The following is a 22,946-nucleotide window of genomic DNA, read 5'->3' on the forward strand; positions in this document are numbered from 1 at the left end:
TCAAACATCCAATAGCGCACGGGCAAGGGCCTGCAGTTTACGGGTGAGCGGCCCAACCGACCAGCGCGCCGAACCACATGCCTGCACTGGCCACACGCCATAAACACTGTTGCAGACGAAGACTTCATCAGCCTGGTGCAGCTGTTCGAGGCGAATGTCGGTGATTTGCGTGGCGATGCCTTGAGACTCGGCTTGAAACAATAATTCTGCGCGCATCACGCCGGCCACACCGCAACGGCTCAGATCCGCTGTGACCAAGACGCCATCGCGCACCAGGAACAGGTTGCTGAAGACGCCTTCGATCACCCGCCCGGACGTGTCCAGCATCAAGCCTTCGGCGTATTGAGCATCGGTCCATTCGGCGCGAGCCAGCACTTGTTCAAGGCGATTGAGGTGCTTGAGGCCTGCGAGCAAAGGCTGCTCGGACAAGCGTACGGTGCAAGGGAACAGATGAACGCCGCGTTCGGCATGCGCAGCGGGATAAGCGGGCGGCGAGCTCCCTTGCAGGATCCTGCGCCCCCGTGCAGAGGGATCGGCGGCATAACCGCGCAAGCTGTCACCGCGGGTCACGATCAGCTTCAACACCCCGTCACCCAGGCGTTGCGCATAGGTATTCAGCTCGGCGCTCAACTCGGTCATGTCAACCTTGAGCGCCAATCGCTGGCAACCCAACCCCAGGCGTTGCAGATGACGCTCCAGCAACACGGGCTCGCCATCGCTTACGGCGATGGTTTCGAACAGTCCATCGCCATAAGCCAGGCCGCGATCTTTCAGCGACAGAACGTCGGCCGGTAGACCGTCGACCCAGCTTTCCATCAACCAGCGAACCGGCGGAACACCAGCGAGCCGTTGGTCCCGCCGAAACCGAAGGAGTTGGACAACACCACATCGATGTCCATGCCGCGGGCCGTGTGCGGAACGAAGTCCAGGTCGCAGCCTTCATCTGGCTCATCGAGGTTGATGGTCGGCGGCGCCACCTGGCTGTTGATCGCCAATACGCTGAAGATCGCCTCCACCGCCCCTGCCGCACCCAGCAGGTGACCGGTCATGGACTTGGTCGAGCTGACCGCCAGTTTATAGGCGTGCTCGCCGAACACGGTCTTGATCGCCTGGGCTTCAGCCAAGTCGCCAGCCGGGGTCGAAGTACCATGGGCGTTGATGTACTGCACCTGCTCGCCGTTGATTTTCGCGTCACGCAAGGCATTGGCGATGCAACGGGCTGCCCCGGCGCCATCGGCGGGTGGCGACGTCATGTGGTACGCGTCGCCGCTGGTCCCAAAGCCGATCAGTTCGGCATAGATGGTCGCGCCGCGCGCCTTGGCGTGCTCCAGCTCCTCGAGCACCAGTGCACCGGCGCCGTCGGACAGCACGAAGCCGTCGCGCCCCTTGTCCCACGGCCGACTCGCGCGGGCCGGTTCGTCGTTGCGGGTCGACAGCGCACGAGAAGCACCGAAGCCACCCATACCCAGGCCGCAAGCCGCCATTTCGGCGCCCCCGGCAATCATCACGTCGGCTTCGTCGTACATGATATTACGCGCGGCCATGCCGATGCAGTGGGTACCGGTGGTGCACGCCGTGGCGATGGCGTAGTTAGGTCCCTGGGCACCCAAGTGGATGGACAGGAAACCGGAAATCATATTGATGATCGAGCCCGGCACGAAGAACGGAGAAATCCGTCGCGGCCCCGATTCGTGCAGCGTGCGGCTGGTTTCTTCGATATTGGTCAAACCGCCAATACCCGACCCCATGGCCACGCCGATGCGTTCACGGTTGGCGTCGGTGACTTCCAGACCGGCGTTACGCACCGCCTGGAAACCGGCTGCCAAGCCGTATTGAATGAACAGGTCAAGTTTGCGGGCTTCCTTGACCGACAGATATTCCTCGACATTGAAACCCTTTACCGAGCCGCCAAAACGGGTGGAATAGGCAGAAAGGTCGGTGTGTTCGATCAGACCAATGCCACTACGGCCAGCCAGAATGCCCTGCCAGCTGCTCGGCACATCCGTGCCCAGTGGCGACAACATACCCATACCGGTGACTACGACGCGTCTACGCGACACAGCACTCTCCTTTTTCTAATGACGACTTTGCATCAGGCCTAAAGAAAAAACCGCACGCCGTGATGGCAGTGCGGTTTTTCCATGACAGCTAGCGACGACTAAAAACGATTACGCCTGATGGTTGGTAACGTAGTCGATAGCAGCTTGTACAGTAGTGATCTTCTCAGCTTCTTCGTCAGGGATTTCGGTCTCGAATTCCTCTTCCAGAGCCATCACCAGCTCAACGGTGTCAAGGGAGTCGGCACCCAGGTCCTCAACGAAGGAAGCGGTGTTCACAACTTCTTCTTCTTTGACGCCCAGTTGCTCGGCAACGATTTTCTTGACGCGCTCTTCGATGGTGCTCATACCTTGTTTTCACTCCTAATGGACAAATCCAGGCAGCTGGCCGGTGGGTAAGTGTATAGAAGAACTTTTCGATTTTTCAACCGAAAGCTTCACTCCTCAAACCCCGCAGCCCGCCGTCTATAAATTGATTGCAGCTTTATAACGGATTTTAGACAGCTCGTATGACATTTTTTTGAAGCAATCCGTCACATTTAACTCATGTACATCCCGCCGTTTACCGGGATTGTAGCCCCGGTCACGTATGCCGCACCGTCCGAGGCAAGAAAAGCGACCACAGACGCGATTTCTTGAGCTTGCCCCAGGCGACCCAGCGGAATTTGGGTCAACAACGCTTCACGCTGCGCTTCTGGCAGTTCGCGGGTCATGTCGGTGTCGATAAAACCCGGGGCTACCGAGTTTACCGTAATCGAGCGCGAACCCACTTCACGGGCCAGTGCACGGCTGAAACCTTCCAGACCGGCCTTTGCCGCAGCATAGTTTACTTGGCCTGCGTTGCCCATGGCACCCACAACCGAGCCGATACTGATAATTCGCCCCCAACGCGCCTTGGTCATGCCACGCAGAACGCCCTTGGACAGCCGATACAGGCTGTTCAGGTTGGTGTCGATCACATCGAACCATTCGTCATCTTTCATGCGCATCATCAGGTTATCGCGGGTGATACCGGCATTATTGACCAGGATCGCCGGCGCGCCGAACTGCTCCTGGATGCTTGCCAACACCGCCGCGACGGATTCGTCGCTGGTGACATTCAGCTCAAGGCCGGTGCCTTGAATGTCATTTTCCTTGAGGGTCGCGGCGATGCGCTCAGCGCCCGAAGCGGACGTCGCGGTACCCACGACGATGGCGCCTTGACGACCCAGTTCCAGGGCAATGGCCTGGCCGATGCCACGGCTTGCACCGGTCACCAGTGCAACTTTACCTTGCAGACTCATGCAAGCTTCTCCTGTTCAGGCCTGCGCTGCACGGGTGGCAGCGAAAGCGTCTGGGGTATTGAGATTGGAAGTCGACACGCCTTCGGCGCAGCGTTTGTTCAGACCGGCCAGCACTTTACCAGGGCCGCACTCGACCAGCTCGGTCGCGCCCTTGGCCGCCAGGGCCTGCACCGATTCGACCCAGCGAACCGGCTTGTAGAGTTGTTCCAGCAAATCGCGCTTGAGGGTCTCGAGATCCGGCGCCACGTTGGCGCTGACGTTCTGTACCACGGGAATCTGCGGCGCCTGCCAATCGATGGCGGCGATGGATTCGGCAAAACGCTCGGCAGCCGGGCGCATCAGCTCGCAGTGTGACGGCACGCTGACCGGCAGCGGCATCGCCCGCTTGGCGCCACGGGCCTTGCAACCTTCGATGGCGCGCTCGACAGCCGCCTTGGCTCCGGCAATCACCACCTGGCCCGGCGAGTTGAAGTTCACCGCACTGACCACATCACCTTGCGCCGCTTCGGCACAGGCCGCCAGTACATCGGCATCGTCCAGGCCGAGGATCGCGGCCATCCCACCCTGCCCGGCCGGAACAGCCTCCTGCATCAACTGGCCACGACGCTCCACCAACTTCACCGCATCGCCCAGGCCCAGGCTGCCGGCCGCCACGAGGGCGCTGTACTCACCCAGGCTGTGCCCAGCGACGAACGCCGGACGCGCACCACCTTCGGCCAGCCAGAGGCGCCATAGCGCGATAGAGGCGGTCAGGATCGCCGGTTGGGTTTTATCGGTTTGATTGAGCTGCTCTTCCGGCCCTTGCTGGGTCAGTGCCCACAGGTCGTAGCCAAGTGCATCGGAAGCTTCTTTGAATGTTTCGAGGACCAACGGGTATTGCGCGCCCAGCTCGGCCAGCATGCCGAGGGACTGCGAGCCCTGTCCTGGAAAGACGAATGCGAGGGAAGCAGACATGAAAACAAAGCCCCTAATGATCTTGTCGTCAAAAATTGACGCCCCTGGGGGCGCTAGGAAACTGACAGTTGGATGGCGGGTTGAACCGACCGGTCACATTTAAGCATTGTCGGACGAAAACGCCTAAGTTAACAAATCTTCGAGGCGACCATGAAGGCGCTCGGGCAGGTTTTCCTGGATTTCGATCACCGCCCGGTTAATCGCGCTTTGAAAACCCAGCACGCCCGCCGAGCCGTGGCTCTTGATCACGATCCCCTGCAGCCCGAGGAAACTCGCACCGTTATGCCGCGCCGGGGCCAGGTCCGCCTGCAGTCGACGCATCAACGGCAGCGCCAGGGCACCGACCACTCGCGACGCCAGGTTTTGCTTGAACAGGGTCTCGATGCGCTGGCCAATCATGGTCGCCAGGCCCTCGCTGGACTTGAGCAGAATATTGCCGACGAAGCCATCACACACCACCACATCCGCCTCGCCGCGGTACACGCCATCGCCCTCGACAAAGCCGATGTAGTTGATACCACGCGCGCCCTGCAACAACGTCGCCGCCAGTTTGACCTGCTGGTTGCCCTTGATGTCTTCGGTGCCGATGTTCAGCAGCGCCACGCGAGGGCGCACGATGCCCAGGGTTTCAGCTGCCACCGAGCCCATCACCGCAAACTGCAGGAGGTGCTCGGCACTGCAATCGACGTTGGCGCCCAGGTCGAGCAACTGACAAAAACCCCGCTGGGTCGGAATCGCCGCGACCATCGCGGGTCGGTCGATCCCCGGCAATGTCTTGAGCACGTAGCGCGACAACGCCATCAACGCCCCCGTATTGCCCGCACTGACACATGCCTGGACTTTGCCGTCACGCAGTAGCTCGAGGGCCACCCGCATCGAAGCATCAGGCTTGCCGCGCAGGGCCTGGGCCGGCTTTTCGTCCATAGTGATGATTTCAGACGCAGGCGCAATGGTCAGGCGCGAGCGATCCATAGCCGATTGGCCGCTGAGCATGTCTTCAAGAAGGGAGGGTTGACCGACAAGGGTCAGGTGCAGCGAGGGCGTAGCATTCAGACAAGCAAGACTGGCCTGAACAATGCTGCGGGGACCGAAGTCCCCGCCCATTGCGTCAATCGCGATGACTTGAGCGGACAAGGATTACTCGTCAGCGCCCTTGTCGATCACTTTACGACCACGGTATACGCCTTCTGGCGATACGTGGTGACGCAGGTGAACTTCACCAGTGGTTTTTTCTACGGACAGGGTGCTAGCCTCGAGAGCGTCGTGCGAACGGCGCATGTCACGGGCAGAGCGGGATTTTTTGTTCTGCTGAACAGCCATAATTGATTAACTCCTAAACGTTTGGGTCACGCTTTAACTGCGCCAATACACTGAACGGGTTGGACCGCGTTACCTCGTCCTCGCTCGGTTCGGGCTCACCTGCTCCCGCCGGCTGCTGGCATTCTTCCGGATGATGAGCAGGCACAATGGGCAAGGCGAGCAGAAGCTCCTCCTCGATCAGTGACTGCAGATCCAATGGATCTTCGCCCAGTTCCAGCACGTCATAACCTTTCGGCAACGACTGGGTATTCGCACCCTCCTTCACCACGGCGTAACTGCATTCGCTGTGGATCGGCAGGGTGACCAGCTCAAGACAACGCTGGCAAACCATTTTGACTTCAGTGTCGATAAAGCTGTGGATTACCACAGATTTACGTTCATCTCGTTCAAAAACGAATTTGGCCTGGACCGTACCGACATCGTCGGAAAGCGGGTCGCAGAGTCTCTTCAAATCGGCCAGCAGCAGCTCACCTTGAAGGGTGGTGCCACGGTCAGCCAATTTGCGCGGGTCAACGTGAGGTGGAATCGGGTCATTCAACATAGGCGCAGCATTATAGGGATGCACCCGGCCATGTCAAAGGAAATTCAGCCCTGTCCGTCACTTGCGCGCCTCGCTAGAATTCGATCCTGTCTTTTGGAGATGCCCATGCTGCCTTTATTACTCGCCTCAAGCTCCGTCTATCGCCGGGAATTGCTCGCCCGCCTGAGGCTACCGTTCGTCTGCAGCTCCCCGGACATCGACGAAAGCCATCGGCCCGGCGAACCCGCCCTCGAACTGGTCAAGCGCCTGGCCCGGGAAAAAGCCCTGGCGCTGGCAGGCAACCACCCGGCACACCTGATCATCGGCTCGGATCAAGTGGCCGTGCTCGGCGAGCGCATCCTGGGCAAACCTCATACCTTCGAGAATGCCCGCGAACAACTGTTGGCCGCCAGCGGCGCCAGGGTCACTTTCCTGACGGGCCTGGCGCTGCTCAACAGCCACACCGGCACCTGCCAGGTCGACTGCATTCCGTTTACCGTGAACATGCGCGTACTGGATCCAGAGCGTATTGAACGCTACCTGCGGGCCGAGCAGCCCTACGACTGCGCTGGCAGCTTCAAGGCCGAAGGGCTTGGCGTCAGCCTGTTCCAGAGCACAGATGGCCCGGACGCAACCAGCCTGATTGGCCTGCCATTGATTCGCCTTGTGGATATGTTGCTGGTCGAGGGTGTGCAGATCCCCTGAAACATGGGCTTGCACACCTGCGCGGCGAGGGAGCTTGCTCCCGCCTGGTTGCGCAGCGACCGCAAAAAAGGGCTGCTGCGCAGCCCAGCGGGAGCAAGCTCCCTCGCCACGGGGGGCCGGTGCGATCTTTCAGATCAGCGCAACGCCGGCCCCTGGAACCCCATCCACATCGCCAGATGCTCAGCGATGCTGGCCCCCAGTTTTTTCGAGAAGCGGTCAATCGGCGACTCTTCGATGGTGAAATCCACCAACTCCTTCTCGCCAATCACATCACGAGCCACCGAACTGGCACTGCCCAAGCCGTCGATCAAGCCCAACGGCAACGCCTGCTCTCCCGACCAGACCAGGCCGGAAAACAGCTCCGGATGCTCCTTGTCTTTCAGCCGCTCACCCCTGCCCTTCTTGACGCTGGCAATGAACTGTTTGTGGGTAGTGTCGAGTACGCCCTGCCAGAACAGCGTTTCCTCAGGCTTTTGCGGCTGAAACGGATCGAGGAAGGATTTGTGTTCGCCAGCGGTGTAGACCCTGCGCTCCACTCCGAGCTTGCCCAGCGTCTCGACAAAACCATACCCCGCAGCGGTCACACCAATGGAACCGACCAGACTCGCCTTATCGGCATAGATCTGGTCCGCCGCACTGGCAATGTAATACGCACCAGAGGCGCCGAGATCGGAAATGACCGCATAGAGCTTGATATCCGGATGCGCCGCACGCAAACGCACGATTTCGTCATAAACGTAACCCGCCTGCACCGGACTACCGCCCGGACTGTTGATGCGCAGCACGACCCCTTTGACCTTCGAATCTTCGAACGCAGCCCGCAGGCTACCGATGATGTTGTCTGCGCTGGCGGTTTCCTTGTCGGCAATCATGCCCTCGATGTCGATGACCGCCGTATAGGCCGAACCACCCCCAGGAACCTTTTTCATATCCACTGCCTGGAAGATCAACGCCAGGCCGACAAACAGATAGATGAAAACCAGGGACTTGAAGAAGATCCCCCAGCGACGCGCACGACGCTGTTCTTCCACCCCGGCAAGCAGGGTCTTTTCCAGCAATTTCCAGCTTTTATCATCACCGTTGTCAGCGCTCGCTTTGGCCGGTGCCTTCCATTCATCGGTCATACATGCATCCTCAACAGATTTTAATCGGTACGCCGGCTCAGCCAGGCGTGCAATTCAGGAAAATGGTCAATCGCCAGTCGTGGTTCGAATGCCCGCAGCGCCTCGATGGACTGCGCGCCATAGCTGACAGCGACAGACCCCATACCGGCGTTGCGGGCCATTTGCAGATCAAATGAGGAATCCCCCACCATCAACGCTTGATCCGCCCGCACCTCACAATGAGCCAGTATCTGCTCAAGCATCAACGGATGCGGCTTGCTGGCGGTTTCATCCGCAGCGCGGGTGATATCGAAGTAATCTTCCCAGCCATGGGATTTCAAGACCCGATCCAACCCTCGGCGAGCCTTGCCGGTAGCAACCGCCAGGTGATAGCCCTCGCCCCGCAAAGCATGGAGCGTATCCACCACGCCATCGAACAACGGCGAAGGCTCGGCTTCCAGCGCAATGTAGTGATCGGCGTAATGCTGACGAAAAACCACCAACTCATCGTCATCGATCTCCGGATACAAGCTGCGAATCGCTTCCGGCAAGCCGAGACCGATGATGCCTTTTACCGCGAAGTCATCACACCGGGCAAAGCCCGTACGGTCCGACGCAACATGCATCGACTCCACGATACGACCAATGGAATTGGCCAGAGTGCCGTCCCAATCAAAGATCAGCAGTTTGTAATCAGGATGCACTCAACCGCTCCACGGTCTTGGCCCACATGTCATCCACAGGGGCCTGCAATTTCAGCTCGCCGCCATCGGGCAGCGGCACGGTGAGCATGTAAGCATGGAGAAACAGGCGCTTGCCGCCCAGGTCGCGGATTTCCTTGGTGAAATCGTCATCGCCGTATTTGCTGTCACCGGCAATGCAATGCCCGGCATGTAGGGTATGGACGCGGATCTGATGGGTGCGACCCGTCACCGGCTTGGCCTCGACCAGGGTGGCGAAGTCACCGAAGCGGCGCAGCACCTTGAAGACCGTCAGTGCCTCCTTGCCCTCCTCGTTGACTTCCACCATGCGCTCGCCGGAACGCAGGTTGCTCTTGAGCAACGGCGCACGGACTTGCTTGATGGAGGTATCCCAACGACCCCGCACCAGCGCCATGTAGCGCTTGTCGACGCCATCGCCGCGCAGTTGCTCGTGCAAGTGGCGCAACATGCTGCGCTTCTTGGCGATCATCAGCAGGCCGGAGGTGTCGCGGTCCAGGCGATGGACCAGCTCCAGCTCCTTGGCATCGGGGCGCAACTGACGAAAGGCTTCGATCACGCCAAAATTCAGGCCGCTGCCGCCATGAACTGCAATGCCCGCGGGCTTGTTGATCACGATCAGCGCCTTGTCTTCATGGACAATCGACGCTTCCAGGCGCTGCAACAGACCTTGGGCCAGGGGCACCGGCTCATCGCGCTCGGGCACGCGAACCGGCGGCACGCGCACGATATCGCCGGCCTGGAGCTTGTATTCGGGCTTGATCCGACCTTTGTTCACCCGCACTTCGCCTTTACGCAAAATGCGGTAAATCAAAGTCTTGGGCACGCCTTTGAGCCGGGCTAGCAGGAAATTATCGATTCGTTGGCCGGCATATTCCGGCGAGACCTCGAGCAGTTGAACGGCAGGGGTCGAAGGGGCAGTAGTTGTCATGGCCGCGATCATAACAATTTTTTATGGAATTGAAGCACTTAATCATTGCTGCTATAGTCGCGAACGCCGCCAAAAGTGGCTGGACAGCGGACTAACGGTCAAAAACCGGCCCTGACCAACGCAATTCACGAGGACGAGAGGCCGTCCTACGGGGCTTTCGCGACGTAACGGTAGAGTTTGCAGGTGTAACGAGCGCAGGTGACATGAGGCCTGAAATACGCGGCAAAGCAGAGTTTTGACTCGCCTTGCGCGCCACATTCACGGCCAGTTCACAAAGTGCAGTCAGCTACGAACGAACCCGAGCGAGAGCTTCGGAAACAACGCCTAAATTAGCCATGATGCGTGACCTCCCCTTTCGGAGCTCACGGTAAATGCCAACCCGCTGCGGATTCTGCGCGCGGCAGCACCCGATTATCAGGGATACGTGTAGGGTGGAGATGTACAACCGTCGGACTGTGTAGCACTAGGCTTATATATAGACGCTTCATCTCGTCCACAGACGCCGGTTGATTCCTCCTCCTGACTGAGTGCTTGAATAGCCAGCAAGCAGGACGCGTCCGTCGCGACTTCGCCATCATTGGGTCGAACTCGCTGGACACTGGAATGGCCCGGCCACTTCCATGACGCACCTGACACCGACCGTGAGAAGTCGTGTGTGCCGAACGCCGTTTCCGGCAGCCCGGAAACCGACGGTACTACATGAAAAGAATGCTGATTAACGCAACTCAACCCGAAGAGTTGCGTGTTGCACTGGTAGACGGCCAGCGCCTCTACGACCTGGATATCGAATCCGGTGCACGCGAGCAGAAGAAGGCCAACATCTATAAAGGCCGGATTACTCGCATCGAACCAAGCCTTGAGGCTGCCTTTGTCGATTTCGGCTCCGAGCGCCACGGCTTCCTGCCCCTCAAAGAAATCTCCCGCGAGTACTTCAAGAAAGCCCCGGAAGGCCGCGTCAACATCAAGGACGTCCTGAGCGAAGGCCAGGAAGTCATCGTCCAGGTCGAAAAAGAAGAACGTGGCAACAAGGGCGCCGCCCTGACCACCTTCATCAGCCTGGCCGGCCGTTACCTGGTCCTGATGCCGAACAACCCGCGTGCCGGCGGCATCTCCCGCCGCATCGAAGGCGAAGAGCGCAACGAACTGCGTGAAGCCCTGAACGGCTTGGTTGCACCGGCCGACATGGGCCTGATCGTTCGCACCGCCGGCCTTGGCCGCAGCAGCGAAGAAATGCAGTGGGACCTCGACTACCTGCTGCAACTGTGGACCGCCATCAAAGAAGCCTCGCTGGATCGCTCCGCGCCATTCCTGATCTACCAGGAAAGCAACGTGATCATCCGCGCCATCCGCGATTACCTGCGCCAGGACATCGGCGAAGTGCTGATCGACAGCGTCGAAGCCCAGGACGAAGCCCTGACCTTCATTCGCCAGGTGATGCCGCAGTACGCCAGCAAGATCAAGCTCTACGAAGACAGCGTTCCGCTGTTCAACCGTTTCCAGATCGAAAGCCAGATCGAGACCGCCTTCCAGCGCGTCGTCGAACTGCCGTCCGGCGGCTCCATCGTCATCGATCCGACCGAAGCCCTGGTGTCCATCGACATCAACTCGGCGCGCGCCACCAAAGGCAGCGACATCGAAGAAACCGCCCTGCAGACCAACCTTGAAGCGGCCGAAGAAATCGCCCGTCAGTTGCGCCTGCGTGACATCGGCGGCCTGATCGTCATCGACTTCATCGACATGACCCCGGCCAAGAACCAGCGCGCCGTGGAAGAAAAAGTCCGCGAATGCCTCGAAGCCGACCGCGCTCGCGTACAGGTCGGTCGCATCTCGCGCTTCGGCCTGCTGGAAATGTCCCGTCAGCGCCTGCGTCCGTCCCTGGGCGAAAGCAGCGGCATCGTCTGCCCGCGCTGCAACGGCACCGGCATTATTCGTGACGTCGAGTCGCTGTCCCTCGCGATCCTGCGCCTGATCGAAGAAGAAGCCCTGAAAGACCGCACCGCCGAAGTTCGCGCCCAAGTGCCGATCCCGGTGGCCGCATTCCTGCTCAACGAAAAACGCAATTCGATCACCAAGATCGAACTGCGCACCCGGGCCCGTATCGTCATCCTGCCGAACGACCACCTCGAGACGCCGCACTTCGAAGTGCAGCGCCTGCGCGATGACAGCCCGGAAGCCCACACCAACCAGTCCAGCTACGAAATCGCTGCAGCCGCTGCCGAAGTCGAAGAAGTCCAGCCAGCTGCCGCTGCCACCCGCACCCTGGTTCGCCAGGAAGCAGCGGTCAAGACTGCCCCGGCCCGCGCCAACGCTCCGGTCCCGACCGAAGTGGCCGCCCCGGTTGCCGCCCCGGCCTCTGCACCTGAGCCAAGCCTGTTCAAAGGCCTGGTGAAGTCGCTGGTCAGCCTGTTCGCCACCAAGGAAGAGCCTGCAGCGCCAGCCGTTGTCGCCAAGCCAGCCGCTACCGAGCGCCCTGCCCGCAACGAGGAACGCCGCAACGGTCGTCAGCAGACCCGCAACCGTAACGGTCGCCGTGATGAAGAGCGCAAGCCGCGCGAAGAACGTGCACCGCGTGAAGAGCGCGCGCCACGTGAGCCGCGTGAAGAGCGCCAACCTCGTGAAGCCCGTGAGGAAGCGCCAGCCGTAGCCCGCGAAGAACGTGCACCGCGTGCACCGCGTGAAGAACGTCAACCACGCGCCCCTCGCGAAGATCGCAAGCCACGTGGCGAGCGTGAAGAGCGAGTGCGTGAACTGCGCGAGCCACTGGATGCCGCCCCGGCCGTCGCTGCCGCCACCGCTGAAGAGCGTCCAGCTCGCCAGCCTCGTGAAGAGCGCGCACCGCGTCCTCCACGCGAAGAGCGCCAGCCACGCGCCGAGCAGGCAGCCGCCGCTGCCAGCGAAGAAGAAGTGCTGAACGCTGAAGAGCAACTGCAGGAAGACGGTCAGGACGGCGCCGAAGGCGATCGTCCACGCCGCCGCTCCCGTGGCCAGCGTCGTCGCAGCAACCGTCGTGAGCGCCAGCGTGACGCCAATGGCAACGTGATCGAAGGTTCGGAAGAATCCGAATCCGCCGAGAACGCTGAAGCACCAAGCGCTGCGGACCTGGCTGCGGGCCTGGCCGTAACGGCGGCAGTTGCCAGCAGCACCATCAGCGCCCCTGCCGAAGCCGAGGCCAATGAGCAAGCCGAACGTGCTACCGCTACGGTGGAAAACGCGCCGGTTGAAGCGCCCGTGGTCGAAGCCACCACCCCGGTAGACGCCACCGCGTCGCCAGAAGTGGAACTCGCACCGACTCGTGAAGCCGAGCCTGAAGCCGAAGCCGTCGTGGAGCCTGCACCGGTCGTCGAACAGCCAGCGATGATCGCCGAGCCTGCCGTCGAAGCCGTGTTCGATACACCCGCTGAGGAAATGGCTCCAGAACCTGCCCGTGAGGAGCAGACTGCGTTCAACTGGACCGCGGAGCCCGTCACATCGACGCCCGTTGTCGAGCCAGAGCCGACGCCAGAACCCGTGAAAGCGGCCGAACCAGAAGTGGTCGAGCCGGCTCCATTGGTCGAAGCACCGGTGGTTGTCGAAGCACCGGCTCCGGTGGAAGAGCCTGCACCTGCCAGCGCCCTGACCGCGAACGGCCGCGCGCCGAACGATCCGCGTGAAGTGCGCCGTCGCAAGCGTGAAGCCGAGCGTCTGCAGAAGGAAGCCGAACAAGCTGCCGCTGCCGCCCCTCAAGCGCCTGTGGTCGAAGCCGCTCCAATCGTGGAAGCCGTCGAGGAAACACCTGCCCCGGTCGCGGAAACGGCTGCCGAACCTGCCCCGGCAGAATCGGCTCCAGTGGCCGACGAACCTCAGCACTCCGCTGAAGAAGTCGCACCGCGTCACATTGAAGCCCTGGAAAAACAGCACGAGCCTAAACCTCACGCCTGATTCCATCGCCCAGTAAAAAGCCCCGCCTGGTTAACCCCAGGCGGGGCTTTTTTATGCCCTCATACTTATCCACAGGAGGACTGGGACCAGGTACAAGACTTATGCCACTGAAGATCCAATGTGGGAGCGAGCTTGCTCGCGATGGCGCCGGGTCAGCTTGCATCAATGCTGAATGTCAGACCGCTTTCGCGAGCAAGCTCGCTCCCACAGGGGTTCTGCGTCGCCTGTTATTTGAAGGCCAGTGCCTCCGGCACATCGACATCCCACGTCACGCCAGCGTCATCCACCGGCACTTCGACCACTTGCGCCCCGGCAAACAATACCTTGGCCCCCCGATCGCCGGTCAATGCCATCAGTTTCGGCCCAAACCCACGACCAAATCCCACCGGATGCCCGTACTCACCGGCCAGGACCGGCACGCTGATGTCATCCTCGCGAATCCCCGCCGCCACCTGCTCGATACTCGACGGCAAGATGAACGGCATGTCGCCCAACACAATCAACCATCCATCCAGGTCCGGGCAGGCCTGGACACCGGCCGCGATGCTGTCCCCCAAACCGGGCGAGTCCAGCTCCACAAAATCACAGCCATAGGCTTGGGCCATGCGAATGACTTGCGGACGATGCTTGCTCGTTACCAAGACGCGCTTTTCCAGGGACGTAGGCAAATTCACCAGCACTTGCTCGATCACCGAGCGGACGGCACCGTCGCGTCCTGTGCAATCTGCCAGCAACTTATCCTTATCGAGGCCTGCCACCTGACGGAAACGGCTGCCCGATCCGGCCGCGAGAATGATCACGCCTATCGCACTCATACGCCCTCCTCACCTTGGGCTTACAGCGGCTTTTTCTGACGCAGTTCAACGCCATTTTTGATCGCCACGATTTCGGCCAGCAGCGACAGGGCGATTTCCGCCGGCGTGTGGCTGCCGATGTGCAAGCCGATCGGCCCGTGCAGCCGCTCGATGGCCTGTGCTGACAAGCCTAGCTGAGCCAGATTGTCCCGGCGCTTTTGACTGTTAACCCGCGAGCCCAGGGCTCCAACATAGAAGGCCTGGGAATCCAGGGCAGTCAGCAATGCCATGTCGTCCAGGCGTGGATCGTGAGTCAGGGCCACGATGGCCGTGCGCTCGTCGGTCTGGATGCTCAGCACCGCTTCGTCGGGCATACCCGAGACGAAACGGCCATGTTGTTCTTCCCAGCCGTAGACAAACTCCTTGCGTGGATCGCAGATCAGCACTTCGAAATCCAGCAACCGGGCCATTTCCGCCACGTAACGCGACAGCTGCCCGGCGCCGATCAGCAAAAGCCGCCAACGCGGACCGTAGATGGCCCGCAGGACGTGGCCATCGAACACTAGGGCGTCGGTTTTGCTGGCCGGAGTCAGAACTACCTGACCTGTGCTGACCGTCAGCTCACGGGCGACAATCTCATGGGCGTCGCAGCGCTCCAACAGTTCAGCGACCCACTGGGGATCGCCAACCCGCTCTTCGGTCAGACGCAAGGTACCGCCGCACGGCAGGCCGAAGCGCGCCGCCTCCTCACGGGTCACGCCGTAGGTGATCAGTTGCACCGGCGGACCGTCCGCCGGGATGCGACCGTCGTGCAGCCGGGCGATCAAGTCATCCTCGACACAACCGCCCGACACCGAGCCAATCACCACGCCATCTTCGCGCAGGGCCAGCATCGCCCCCGGCGGCCTCGGTGCAGTGCCCCAGGTCTGGACCACGGTGAACAACACCACCCGCTGTCCGGCGCGGCGCCATTGAAGCACGCTGCGCAGGACGTTCAGATCAACGCTGTCCATCAGGCTTTGGCCTGCTGCCAGCCCTGCAGCTGATAGCGCACCGGCAGGTTACGAATGCGCTTGCCGGTGGCAGCGAAAATCGCGTTGCACAGCGCCGGCGCAATCGGCGGTACGCCCGGCTCGCCGACACCGCCCAACGGCACCTCACCGGGTGGAGTGACCAAATGCACCGCCACTTCCTTGGGCGCCAGGGACATGCGTGCCACTTCGTACATGTGGAAGTTGTCCTGCTGCACTTTGCCGTCCTTGAAGCTGATTTCCCCCACCATGGCATTGCCCAAGCCCATGACGCAGGCACCTTCGAATTGCGAACGGATGCGCTCAGGGTTGATCTGTGGGCCGCAGTCCACCGCAATGTCCGCCTTGTGCACGATCACCGTGCCATCGTCCTTGACCTCCACCTCGAGCACCGCCGCCACGTAGGTGACGAAGCTGTAGTGCACCGCCAGCCCCAGGCCACGGCCCTTGGGCAGTTCCCTGCCCCAACCGGCGGCCTTCGCGGCGGTTTCCAGCACCGTGCGGATCCGCGCCGTATCAATCGGGTAACGCTCGGGGGATTCGCCGTAGTTCCATTCTTCGCTCAAGGTACGCGGATCGATCTTACGGTCCGGCCCGAGCAATTTGAGCTGGTACTTCAGCGGATCCTGACCGGCCTTGTGGGCCAATTCGTCGATGAAGCTCTGAATCGCAAAACCGTGAGGAATGTTCGACACCGAGCGATACCAGCCTACCCGGGCATGGGCCACCGCTTCGGGGTTTTCCAGACGCAGGTTGGGAATGGCGTAGGCCATGTTGGTCACGCCCATGCCTATTTCGAACGGCGCCTCGTGAGTCATGCCCGGTGCAAACAGTGCGGTGATGCTCGGGGCGACGGTGCGGTGTAGCCAACCGGACGGCATACCGTCCTGGTTCAGGCCAGCCTTCAGGTATTCGGCCGATACGGTGTGGAAATACGAGTGATGAATGTCGTCCTCGCGGGTCCATTGCACCCGTACCGCCTGGCCAGGAAACTCCTTGGCCAGCACCGCCGCTTCGACGACGAAATCGGGCTTGGACTTGCGCCCGAAACCGCCGCCCAGCAACGTGATGTTCACCGTGACCTTCTCGAAAGGAATACCCAGGCGTTCGGCGACACGTTCACGGGTCACCTGCGGCGCCTGGCTCGGCGCCCAAGCCTCGCATTGACCGTCCTTGAACCGGGCAACGGCGACCATCGGTTCCATGGGGGACTGGGACAGATGCGGCAAGTAATACGACGCCTCCAAGGTCGAATCAGCCTTGGCCAGCGCATCGTCGAGATCACCGCTGCTGCGCACGACTTTTCCGGGCTTGAGGGCAGCCGCTTCCAGTTCCTTGCGATAGGCAATGGAGTCATAACCGGCATTCGGGCCGTCGTCCCACTGGATTTTCAGCGCCTCGCGGCCCTTGATCGCCGCCCAGGTGTTTTTCGCCAGCACCGCCACACCGCCCAGGGGTTGGAATTCCGAGGGCAGCGGACGCCCTTCGATCTGCACCACCTTGACCACGCCCGGTACTTTCAGCGCCGCGCTGCTGTCCACGCTCTTGACCTTGCCGCCATAGACCGGCGGGCGGGCGATAACGGCATAGAGCATGCCGTCGAAATGCACATCAGCACCAAACACGGCACGACCATTGACGATGTCATCGCCATCGATGGCCCGGGTCGCTTCCTTGCCGATGTAGCGGAATTCAGAAGGCTGCTTGAGACGCAGGCTGTCACGGGCCGGCACCGGCAAGGCACTGGCGGCGGCAGCCAATTCGCCATAGCCCAATTCGCGGCCGGAAGGCTGGTGCAGCACTTTGTGCAATTGCGCACGGCACTCACCTACGGGGACGTTCCACTGCGCGGCGGCGGCCTGTTCCAGCATGGTCCGGGCAGCGGCACCGCAACGGCGCATCGGCTCGTACCAGTGACGCATGCTGCGCGAACCGTCGGTGTCCTGGTTGCCAAAACGCGCTTCATCGGCCGGCGCCTGCTTGACCAAGACCCTGGCCCAATCGGCCTCCAATTCATCGGCCACCACCATGCTCAGGCTGGTACGTACACCCTGGCCCATTTCCGAACGGTTGCAGATCACCGTCACAGTGCCATCGGCGGCGATGCTCACGTATACCTTCGGGTCGTCGACCGCACCATGGGGCATGCCCTCGGCGCCGTATTTCTTGTCCTCGGCAAAGGCATCCTGCAGGCCCCAACTGGCAGCCAGCACCAGCACACCGGTGGCGCTGGCGCCTTTGAGAAAGCCCCGGCGGCTAAGGTTGCTCAGCACAAAATCATCGGGCAAACGGCTCATGCCTTGGCCTCCTTCAGGTGGGTGGAGGCCTGGCGGATCGCGGTCTTGATCCGGTTATAGGTGCCACAGCGGCAGAGGTTGCCGACCATGGCTTCTTCAATCTGCTCATCGCTCGGGTTGGGGTTGGTCTTGAGCAAGGCCGTCGCAGACATGATCTGCCCGCCCTGGCAGTAACCACACTGGGCGACTGCGGTATCGAGCCAGGCTTTCTGGACGACTTGCCCGACCGGGTCGGTATGAAGCGCGTCGATAGTGCTGATGTCCTGCCCTTTCACAGAACCGATCGGCGTAATGCAACTGCGCGCCGGGGCGCCGTCGATGTGGATGGTGCACGCGCCGCACAAGCCCATGCCGCAGCCGAATTTGGTGCCGTTATAACCGGCCACATCCCGGATGGCCCACAGCAGCGGCATGTCCTCGGTCACATCCAGTTGGTGGTCTTTTCCATTGAGTTTCAGGGTAATCATGGGCACGCCCGCATAGTATTGGAGTTATGGGGTCGAGCAATCTGCCGCTTGGTTCACGGTTGGTTTGTCGCAGACTGGCTCAGGCTGATCGGGCTCTCTTATGCACACGCTCGCAAGCGTCTGCACCGGGCCTTCAGGATGTCGATGGTGACATCGTTAGCGAGCTAAATTAACCCATGATTAAGCAAAACGCCCTGCACAATCCTGCACAAATGATCGTGTGCAGGGTGTACAGGGCGTTTTTTCAGCCGGTGGCAAAAGCGCGTTTCAGTACCGATTGGGTTCCATTTCCAGCTCGACCTCGAAACGTTCGGCGATGTCTTTCTGGATGCGCTGGGCCAGGTCCAACAGTTGCGGACCCGTGGCATTGCCATAGTTGACCAGCACCAGCGCCTGCAACTTGTGCACCCCGGCATCACCTTCTCGAAAGCCCTTCCAACCAGCTCGTTCGATCAGCCAGCCAGCGGCGACTTTCATCTGCCCTTCAGGCTGTGGATAAGCCACCAGGTCCGGGTACTGCTCTTTGAGTTGCGCCACCTGCGAGGCCGGCACCAGCGGATTTTTGAAGAAACTGCCAGCGTTGCCCAGCACGGCCGGGTCGGGGAGTTTTTCGCTGCGGATGCTGCAAATGGCCCGGCTGACATCGGTAGGCGTCGCCTGCTCGATGCCCTGCTCGGTCAACCGTTGGCGCACCGGGCCGTACTCCAGGTGTAGATGCGCAGCGCGACTGAGGGCAAAGCGCACCCGCAGGATCAGCCAGCGCCCCACCTGTTGTTTGAACAGGCTGTCGCGGTAGGCAAAACGGCATTCTTCGAGGGTGAAGTCGCGTAGCTCACCGGTCTGGCGATCCAGGGCAGTGAGGCCGGCGAAGACGTCCTTGATCTCGACACCGTAGGCGCCGATATTTTGCATCGGCGCCGCCCCTACGGTGCCGGGGATCAGGCTGAGGTTTTCCAACCCCGACCAGCCTTGCGCCAACGTGTGCTGGACGAAAGGATGCCACGGTTCGCCGGCTTCGGCTTCGATCACTACGTGTTCGCCGTCATCACTGAGCAGGCGAATCCCGTGGCTGGCCATGCGCAACACCAGCGCATCGATGTCGCCGGTCAGCAGCAGGTTGCTGCCGCCGCCGATCACCAGCAGTGGCACCTCATGTTCGGTGGCATAGGCCAGCGCTTCGTGAACATCCTCGTCGCTGTGGGCTTCGGCGAACAACCGGGCCGCCACGTCCACACCGAAACTGTTGAAGGGCCTGAGGCTGACCCCCGCCTGTACTTGCAAGGTCATAGCCGGCCCTTCAATTCGTTCACCAGGCGATCGGTGGCAAGTTCGATCAGGTCCAGCACTTGTTCGAAGCCCTGGTCGCCGTCGTAGTACGGGTCCGGCACGTCATCGAATTCAGCCTCGTAGCGCCGCAGGAACAGGTCCAGCTCGGCCCTGCCGTTGGCCGGTTGCAGGGCCTTGAGGTTGCGCAGGTTGCTGCTGTCCATCGCCAGGATCAGGTCGTAGGCGGCGAAGTCGGCGCGGGTCACCTGCTGCGCGCGCTGGGCCGACAAATCGTAGCCACGCCTCAGGGCCGCCGCCTGGCTGCGCTTGTCCGGGGCCTTGCCCACATGCCAGTCACCGGTGCCGGCGGAAGCGACTTCCACTTGCCCGGCCAGCCCAGCCTCGCGCAGCTTGTGCCGCAAGATGCCTTCGGCGGTGGGCGAACGGCAGATGTTGCCGAGGCAGACGAACAGAACCCGCATCAGGCCTCCAGCAGGCGACGAACGCGCTCGAGGTCTTCGGCGGTGTCGACGCCCGTCGGCGGGGCGATCAGCGCATCGGCGACATGGATACGCACGCCATGCCACAGGGCACGCAGTTGCTCCAGGGATTCGGTGTTTTCCAACCAGCACGGGCCCCATGCAACGAAGTCATGGAGGAAGCCGGCGCGGTAGGCATAGATGCCGATGTGGCGGCGGTACGGCACGCCTTCCGGCAGCACGTCCTGGCTTTGGGCGAACGCATCCCGGGCCCAAGGCAATGTCGCGCGGCTGAAGGTCAGCGCCAGGCCGTTGAGGTCACTGACGACCTTGACCACGCTGGGGTTGAACAGGGTTTGCACGTCTTCGATCGGCTCGGCCAGAGTGGCCATGCGCGCCTCGGTGTGGGCCGCCAGGTTGGCCGCGACCTGATCGATCACGCTGGGCGGGATCAACGGCTCGTCGCCCTGGACATTGACCACGATGGCATCAGGTTCCAGACCGAGTTTCTCTGCGACCTCCGCCAGGCGATCGGTACCGGAGTTGTGGTCCTCGCGGGTCAGGATCACCTCGGCGCCAAAGCCTTTGCAGGCCTCCACGATGCGCCCATCGTCCGTCGCTACCACCACGCGCTGGGCGCTGCTCTTGCAGGCCTGCTCCCAGACGTGCTGGATCATCGGTTTGCCAGCGATCAACAGCAGCGGTTTGCCGGGCAGGCGCGTCGAGGCGAAGCGCGACGGAATGACAACGGTAAAGGCGGTGGTCATTTATCCAGGCGCTCATCGGTGGTCAGGGTACGGGCTTCGCTTTCGAGCATGACCGGGATGCCATCACGAATCGGGTAGGCCAGGCCGGCGCCCTTGCTGATCAGTTCGGTCTTGTCGGCGCTGAGCTTGAGCGGGCCTTTGCAGACTGGGCAGGCCAGAATGTCGAGCAATTTGGTGTCCATGAAACTCCCCTGGATAAAAGGTTTTAAGGCAAAAGCCGATCCGGCAACAGGCGCATCAACTGCGTATCGAACCAGTCCGCGAAGGCCGGCGATGGCGCGGCGTCTACCGCCAGGTACCACCAGTCGGGCGCGGCGAAGGCTCGGCATTTGACCGCGTCCTTTTCCGTCATGACTACTGGCAACGAAGGCGTGAAGTTCAACGCCTGGGCGCTGTATTCGGCGTGGTCGGCAAACCCGTGCGGTATTGGCCGCCAGTGTAGCGTTTCAAGGGTCTTGAAGAAACGCTGGGGATTACCGATGCCGGCCACGGCGTGTAAGGCCTGGCCGGGTGGAAAATGGTCGAGAGGCCGTCGTTCGCCACTGGCCAGGTTCACCAGGGAAGTGGGCCGCAGCTCAAAGGCAAAGCCGTCTTCGCGGTCGGCGCTAGCGCCGTTGTACAGCACGGCATCGACCGATTGCAGGCGCTCGACCGGTTCGCGCAACGGGCCAGCGGGTAGACAGCGTCGATTGCCCAAGCCCCGGGCGTTGTCGATCAGCACCAGTTCAAGGTCCCGGGCCATACGGTAATGCTGCATGCCGTCATCGGACAGGATCAGGTCCAGCGGCTCGGACTCGAGCAACGCCTGCACCGCGCGGCTGCGATCGGGATCGATCATCAACGGCACGCCGGTGCGCTGGGCGATCAAAAGCGGCTCGTCGCCCGCGATGTCGGCGCCCTGCCCGGCCTCGACCCGCCACGGCAGCCGCGGCGGTTTGGCACCATAGCCCCGGCTAACCACACCGACTCGCAGGCCGCTGCGCTGGCAGTGCTGGATCATCCACAGGATCAACGGCGTCTTGCCGGTGCCGCCCACCGTGATATTGCCGACCACCACCAGCGGCACGGGTGGCTGGTAGATCTGACCTTCACCCGCCAGGAACCGCTCGCGCTTGCCGACCACCACCCGCCGGTACAGCCATTCCAGCGGCCGTAGCAGGGTCAGGGCCGGATGGCCTTCGTACCACGCGGCTAGCAATCGATCGGACATGGCCATCAGGGTGCCGGTGCCGCCTCGACCGTGGTCATGCGCAGATGGCTGAAACCGAGCTTGCCGGCCGCATCCATGGCGGTGATGACCGATTGATGAGGGGTCTTGCCATCGGCACTGATGGACAGCGGCAGCGTGGTGTCACCGCCGGACTCCTTCTGCAGGGCCTCGATCAGGCTCGCCAGGTCACTCTTGGGCAGCAGCTGGTTGTTCACTGAGAAGGCCCCTTCGGCGCTGATGGTGACTTCCAGGTTCTTCAATTGCTGGTCTTCAGCCGGTGAACCACTGACAGCTTGCGGCAATTCAACCTTGAGCTGGGTTTCCCGGGTGAACGTGGTGGTCACGACAAAAAACAACAACAGGATGAACACCACGTCGATCAGCGACGCGAGGTTGATCTCGATGGTTTCCCGTGGTTTGCGGCGGAATTTCACTGCTTGCCCCCGGCCAGGTCCACGTCACGGTCGCCTTGCACCACCTCCACCAGCTTGATGGCTTCCTGCTCCATGCCCACCACCAACTCGTCGATGCGTCGTTGCAGGAATCGATGGAAAAAGACCGAAGGGATCCCCACCATCAGGCCCGCAGCGGTGGTGATCAGGGCCTTGGAAATACCACCAGCCAATACCGAGGCGTTGGTGGTCATGCCGGATCCGGTGAACGCGCTGAAAATGTCGATCATGCCCAGCACCGTCCCCAGCAGGCCCAGCAATGGGGCCATGGCGGCGATGGTGCCCAAGGCGTTGATATAGCGCTCCAGTTCATGGATGACTCGAGCGGCAGCCTCCTCGATGCACTCCTTCATGATCTCGCGACCATGCTTGGAGTTGGCCAGGCCCGCCGCCAGGATTTCCCCCAAGGGCGAACTGGCCCGCAGTTCCTTGAGCTTGTCCTTGTTCAGTTGCTTATCCTTGATCCAGACCCACACCTGCCCTAGCAGATGCTCCGGGGTCACGCGGCTGGCCCGCAGGGTCCACAGGCGTTCGGCAACGATACCCAGTGCCGCGATGGAACTCAGAATGATCGGCAACATCATCCAGCCGCCGGATTTGACCAATTCCCACACAGTGACAGCCCCCTCGAAAAAGTGCGCCACTTTATCATACAGACTCGCCTTGGAGGCCC

At 61.4% G+C, this 22,946-nt stretch carries 24 protein-coding genes; 2 read left to right on the plus strand and 22 right to left on the minus strand.

Going from position 1 to position 22,946, the window contains the following annotated elements; all coding sequences use genetic code 11:
- From pabC to QNH97_RS20365, 8 genes are all read right to left on the minus strand, one after another.
- Positions 1–816 (minus strand): aminodeoxychorismate lyase, encoded by an 816-nt coding sequence (gene pabC, locus QNH97_RS20330; RefSeq protein ID WP_283553625.1) that lies wholly within the window; start codon positions 814–816, stop codon positions 1–3.
- The gene (fabF, locus tag QNH97_RS20335; RefSeq protein ID WP_283553626.1) at positions 816–2,060 is read right to left on the minus strand and encodes a beta-ketoacyl-ACP synthase II; all 1,245 of its coding nucleotides are present in this window, start codon (positions 2,058–2,060) and stop codon (positions 816–818) included. The genes pabC and fabF overlap by 1 nt, the downstream gene beginning before the upstream one ends.
- 108 nt (positions 2,061–2,168) lie before the next feature.
- Positions 2,169–2,405 (minus strand): acyl carrier protein, encoded by a 237-nt coding sequence (gene acpP / locus QNH97_RS20340; protein ID WP_003442511.1) that lies wholly within the window; start codon positions 2,403–2,405, stop codon positions 2,169–2,171.
- Positions 2,406–2,596: 191 nt separating this feature from the next.
- Positions 2,597–3,340 carry a 3-oxoacyl-ACP reductase FabG gene (fabG, locus tag QNH97_RS20345; protein ID WP_025214858.1) on the minus strand — a complete coding sequence of 248 codons (744 nt, stop codon included), beginning with the start codon at positions 3,338–3,340 and terminating at the stop codon, positions 2,597–2,599.
- 15 nt (positions 3,341–3,355) lie between these two features.
- Positions 3,356–4,294, minus strand: coding sequence for an ACP S-malonyltransferase (gene fabD, locus QNH97_RS20350; RefSeq protein WP_283553627.1), 939 nt, complete (start codon positions 4,292–4,294; stop codon positions 3,356–3,358).
- 123 nt (positions 4,295–4,417) lie between these two features.
- Positions 4,418–5,428 (minus strand): phosphate acyltransferase PlsX, encoded by a 1,011-nt coding sequence (gene plsX / locus QNH97_RS20355; protein ID WP_502944401.1) that lies wholly within the window; start codon positions 5,426–5,428, stop codon positions 4,418–4,420.
- Between the two features lie 3 nt (positions 5,429–5,431).
- Positions 5,432–5,614, minus strand: a complete 183-nt coding sequence (rpmF, locus tag QNH97_RS20360; protein ID WP_003179396.1) for a 50S ribosomal protein L32 — start codon at positions 5,612–5,614, stop codon at positions 5,432–5,434.
- A gap of 13 nt (positions 5,615–5,627) precedes the next feature.
- Positions 5,628–6,155 (minus strand): YceD family protein, encoded by a 528-nt coding sequence (locus QNH97_RS20365; RefSeq protein ID WP_283553628.1) that lies wholly within the window; start codon positions 6,153–6,155, stop codon positions 5,628–5,630.
- 105 nt (positions 6,156–6,260) lie between these two features.
- Here QNH97_RS20365 and QNH97_RS20370 point away from each other — a divergent pair, with 105 nt between their 5' ends.
- The gene (locus QNH97_RS20370; protein ID WP_283553629.1) at positions 6,261–6,839 is read left to right on the plus strand and encodes a Maf family protein; all 579 of its coding nucleotides are present in this window, start codon (positions 6,261–6,263) and stop codon (positions 6,837–6,839) included.
- A gap of 134 nt (positions 6,840–6,973) precedes the next feature.
- On the opposite strand, the gene QNH97_RS20375 is transcribed toward QNH97_RS20370, so the two are convergent.
- From QNH97_RS20375 to rluC, 3 genes are read right to left on the minus strand one after another with little or no spacing between them, the layout of a single operon-like run.
- A complete protein-coding gene (locus QNH97_RS20375; RefSeq protein WP_283553630.1) occupies positions 6,974–7,963 on the minus strand; it encodes a S49 family peptidase in 990 nt (329 codons plus the stop codon).
- Positions 7,964–7,983: 20 nt separating this feature from the next.
- A complete protein-coding gene (locus QNH97_RS20380) occupies positions 7,984–8,646 on the minus strand; it encodes an HAD-IA family hydrolase (RefSeq protein WP_283553631.1) in 663 nt (220 codons plus the stop codon).
- Positions 8,636–9,592, minus strand: a complete 957-nt coding sequence (gene rluC, locus QNH97_RS20385) for a 23S rRNA pseudouridine(955/2504/2580) synthase RluC (RefSeq protein WP_283553632.1) — start codon at positions 9,590–9,592, stop codon at positions 8,636–8,638. Before rluC ends, QNH97_RS20380 begins: the two co-directional genes overlap by 11 nt.
- A 699-nt stretch (positions 9,593–10,291) precedes the next feature.
- Between rluC and rne the strand changes: the two genes are divergently transcribed.
- Positions 10,292–13,510: a ribonuclease E gene (gene rne / locus QNH97_RS20390; RefSeq protein ID WP_283553633.1), complete on the plus strand. Its 3,219-nt coding sequence runs from the start codon at positions 10,292–10,294 to the stop codon at positions 13,508–13,510.
- 227 nt (positions 13,511–13,737) lie between these two features.
- Here the strand turns inward: rne and QNH97_RS20395 are convergent, their stop codons facing one another.
- From QNH97_RS20395 to pocA, 11 genes are all read right to left on the minus strand, one after another.
- A complete protein-coding gene (locus tag QNH97_RS20395) occupies positions 13,738–14,325 on the minus strand; it encodes a nucleotidyltransferase family protein (RefSeq protein WP_283553634.1) in 588 nt (195 codons plus the stop codon).
- A gap of 20 nt (positions 14,326–14,345) precedes the next feature.
- Positions 14,346–15,317, minus strand: a complete 972-nt coding sequence (locus tag QNH97_RS20400; RefSeq protein WP_283553635.1) for an XdhC family protein — start codon at positions 15,315–15,317, stop codon at positions 14,346–14,348.
- On the minus strand, positions 15,317–17,632 hold the full coding sequence (locus tag QNH97_RS20405) for a xanthine dehydrogenase family protein molybdopterin-binding subunit (protein WP_283553636.1): 2,316 nt from the start codon (positions 17,630–17,632) through the stop codon (positions 15,317–15,319). Before QNH97_RS20405 ends, QNH97_RS20400 begins: the two co-directional genes overlap by 1 nt.
- Complete coding sequence (locus QNH97_RS20410) at positions 17,629–18,099, minus strand: (2Fe-2S)-binding protein (protein WP_283553637.1); 471 nt, start codon at positions 18,097–18,099, stop codon at positions 17,629–17,631. The genes QNH97_RS20405 and QNH97_RS20410 overlap by 4 nt, the downstream gene beginning before the upstream one ends.
- 267 nt (positions 18,100–18,366) lie before the next feature.
- Complete coding sequence (gene murB, locus QNH97_RS20415) at positions 18,367–19,386, minus strand: UDP-N-acetylmuramate dehydrogenase (RefSeq protein ID WP_283553638.1); 1,020 nt, start codon at positions 19,384–19,386, stop codon at positions 18,367–18,369.
- Positions 19,383–19,847: a low molecular weight protein-tyrosine-phosphatase gene (locus QNH97_RS20420; protein WP_283553639.1), complete on the minus strand. Its 465-nt coding sequence runs from the start codon at positions 19,845–19,847 to the stop codon at positions 19,383–19,385. Before QNH97_RS20420 ends, murB begins: the two co-directional genes overlap by 4 nt.
- Positions 19,847–20,611 (minus strand): 3-deoxy-manno-octulosonate cytidylyltransferase, encoded by a 765-nt coding sequence (kdsB, locus tag QNH97_RS20425; RefSeq protein ID WP_283553640.1) that lies wholly within the window; start codon positions 20,609–20,611, stop codon positions 19,847–19,849. Before kdsB ends, QNH97_RS20420 begins: the two co-directional genes overlap by 1 nt.
- Positions 20,608–20,793, minus strand: coding sequence for a Trm112 family protein (locus QNH97_RS20430; RefSeq protein WP_003179363.1), 186 nt, complete (start codon positions 20,791–20,793; stop codon positions 20,608–20,610). Before QNH97_RS20430 ends, kdsB begins: the two co-directional genes overlap by 4 nt.
- Positions 20,794–20,816: 23 nt before the next feature.
- Positions 20,817–21,827 carry a tetraacyldisaccharide 4'-kinase gene (gene lpxK, locus QNH97_RS20435; protein WP_283553641.1) on the minus strand — a complete coding sequence of 337 codons (1,011 nt, stop codon included), beginning with the start codon at positions 21,825–21,827 and terminating at the stop codon, positions 20,817–20,819.
- On the minus strand, positions 21,827–22,255 hold the full coding sequence (gene pocB / locus QNH97_RS20440; protein WP_283553642.1) for a flagellar polar localization protein PocB: 429 nt from the start codon (positions 22,253–22,255) through the stop codon (positions 21,827–21,829). The genes lpxK and pocB overlap by 1 nt, the downstream gene beginning before the upstream one ends.
- A complete protein-coding gene (gene pocA / locus QNH97_RS20445) occupies positions 22,252–22,887 on the minus strand; it encodes a flagellar polar localization protein PocA (RefSeq protein ID WP_283553643.1) in 636 nt (211 codons plus the stop codon). Before pocA ends, pocB begins: the two co-directional genes overlap by 4 nt.
- Positions 22,888–22,946 lie beyond the last annotated feature (59 nt).

The organism is Pseudomonas sp. G2-4 (assembly GCF_030064125.1).
Taxonomy (GTDB): domain Bacteria; phylum Pseudomonadota; class Gammaproteobacteria; order Pseudomonadales; family Pseudomonadaceae; genus Aquipseudomonas.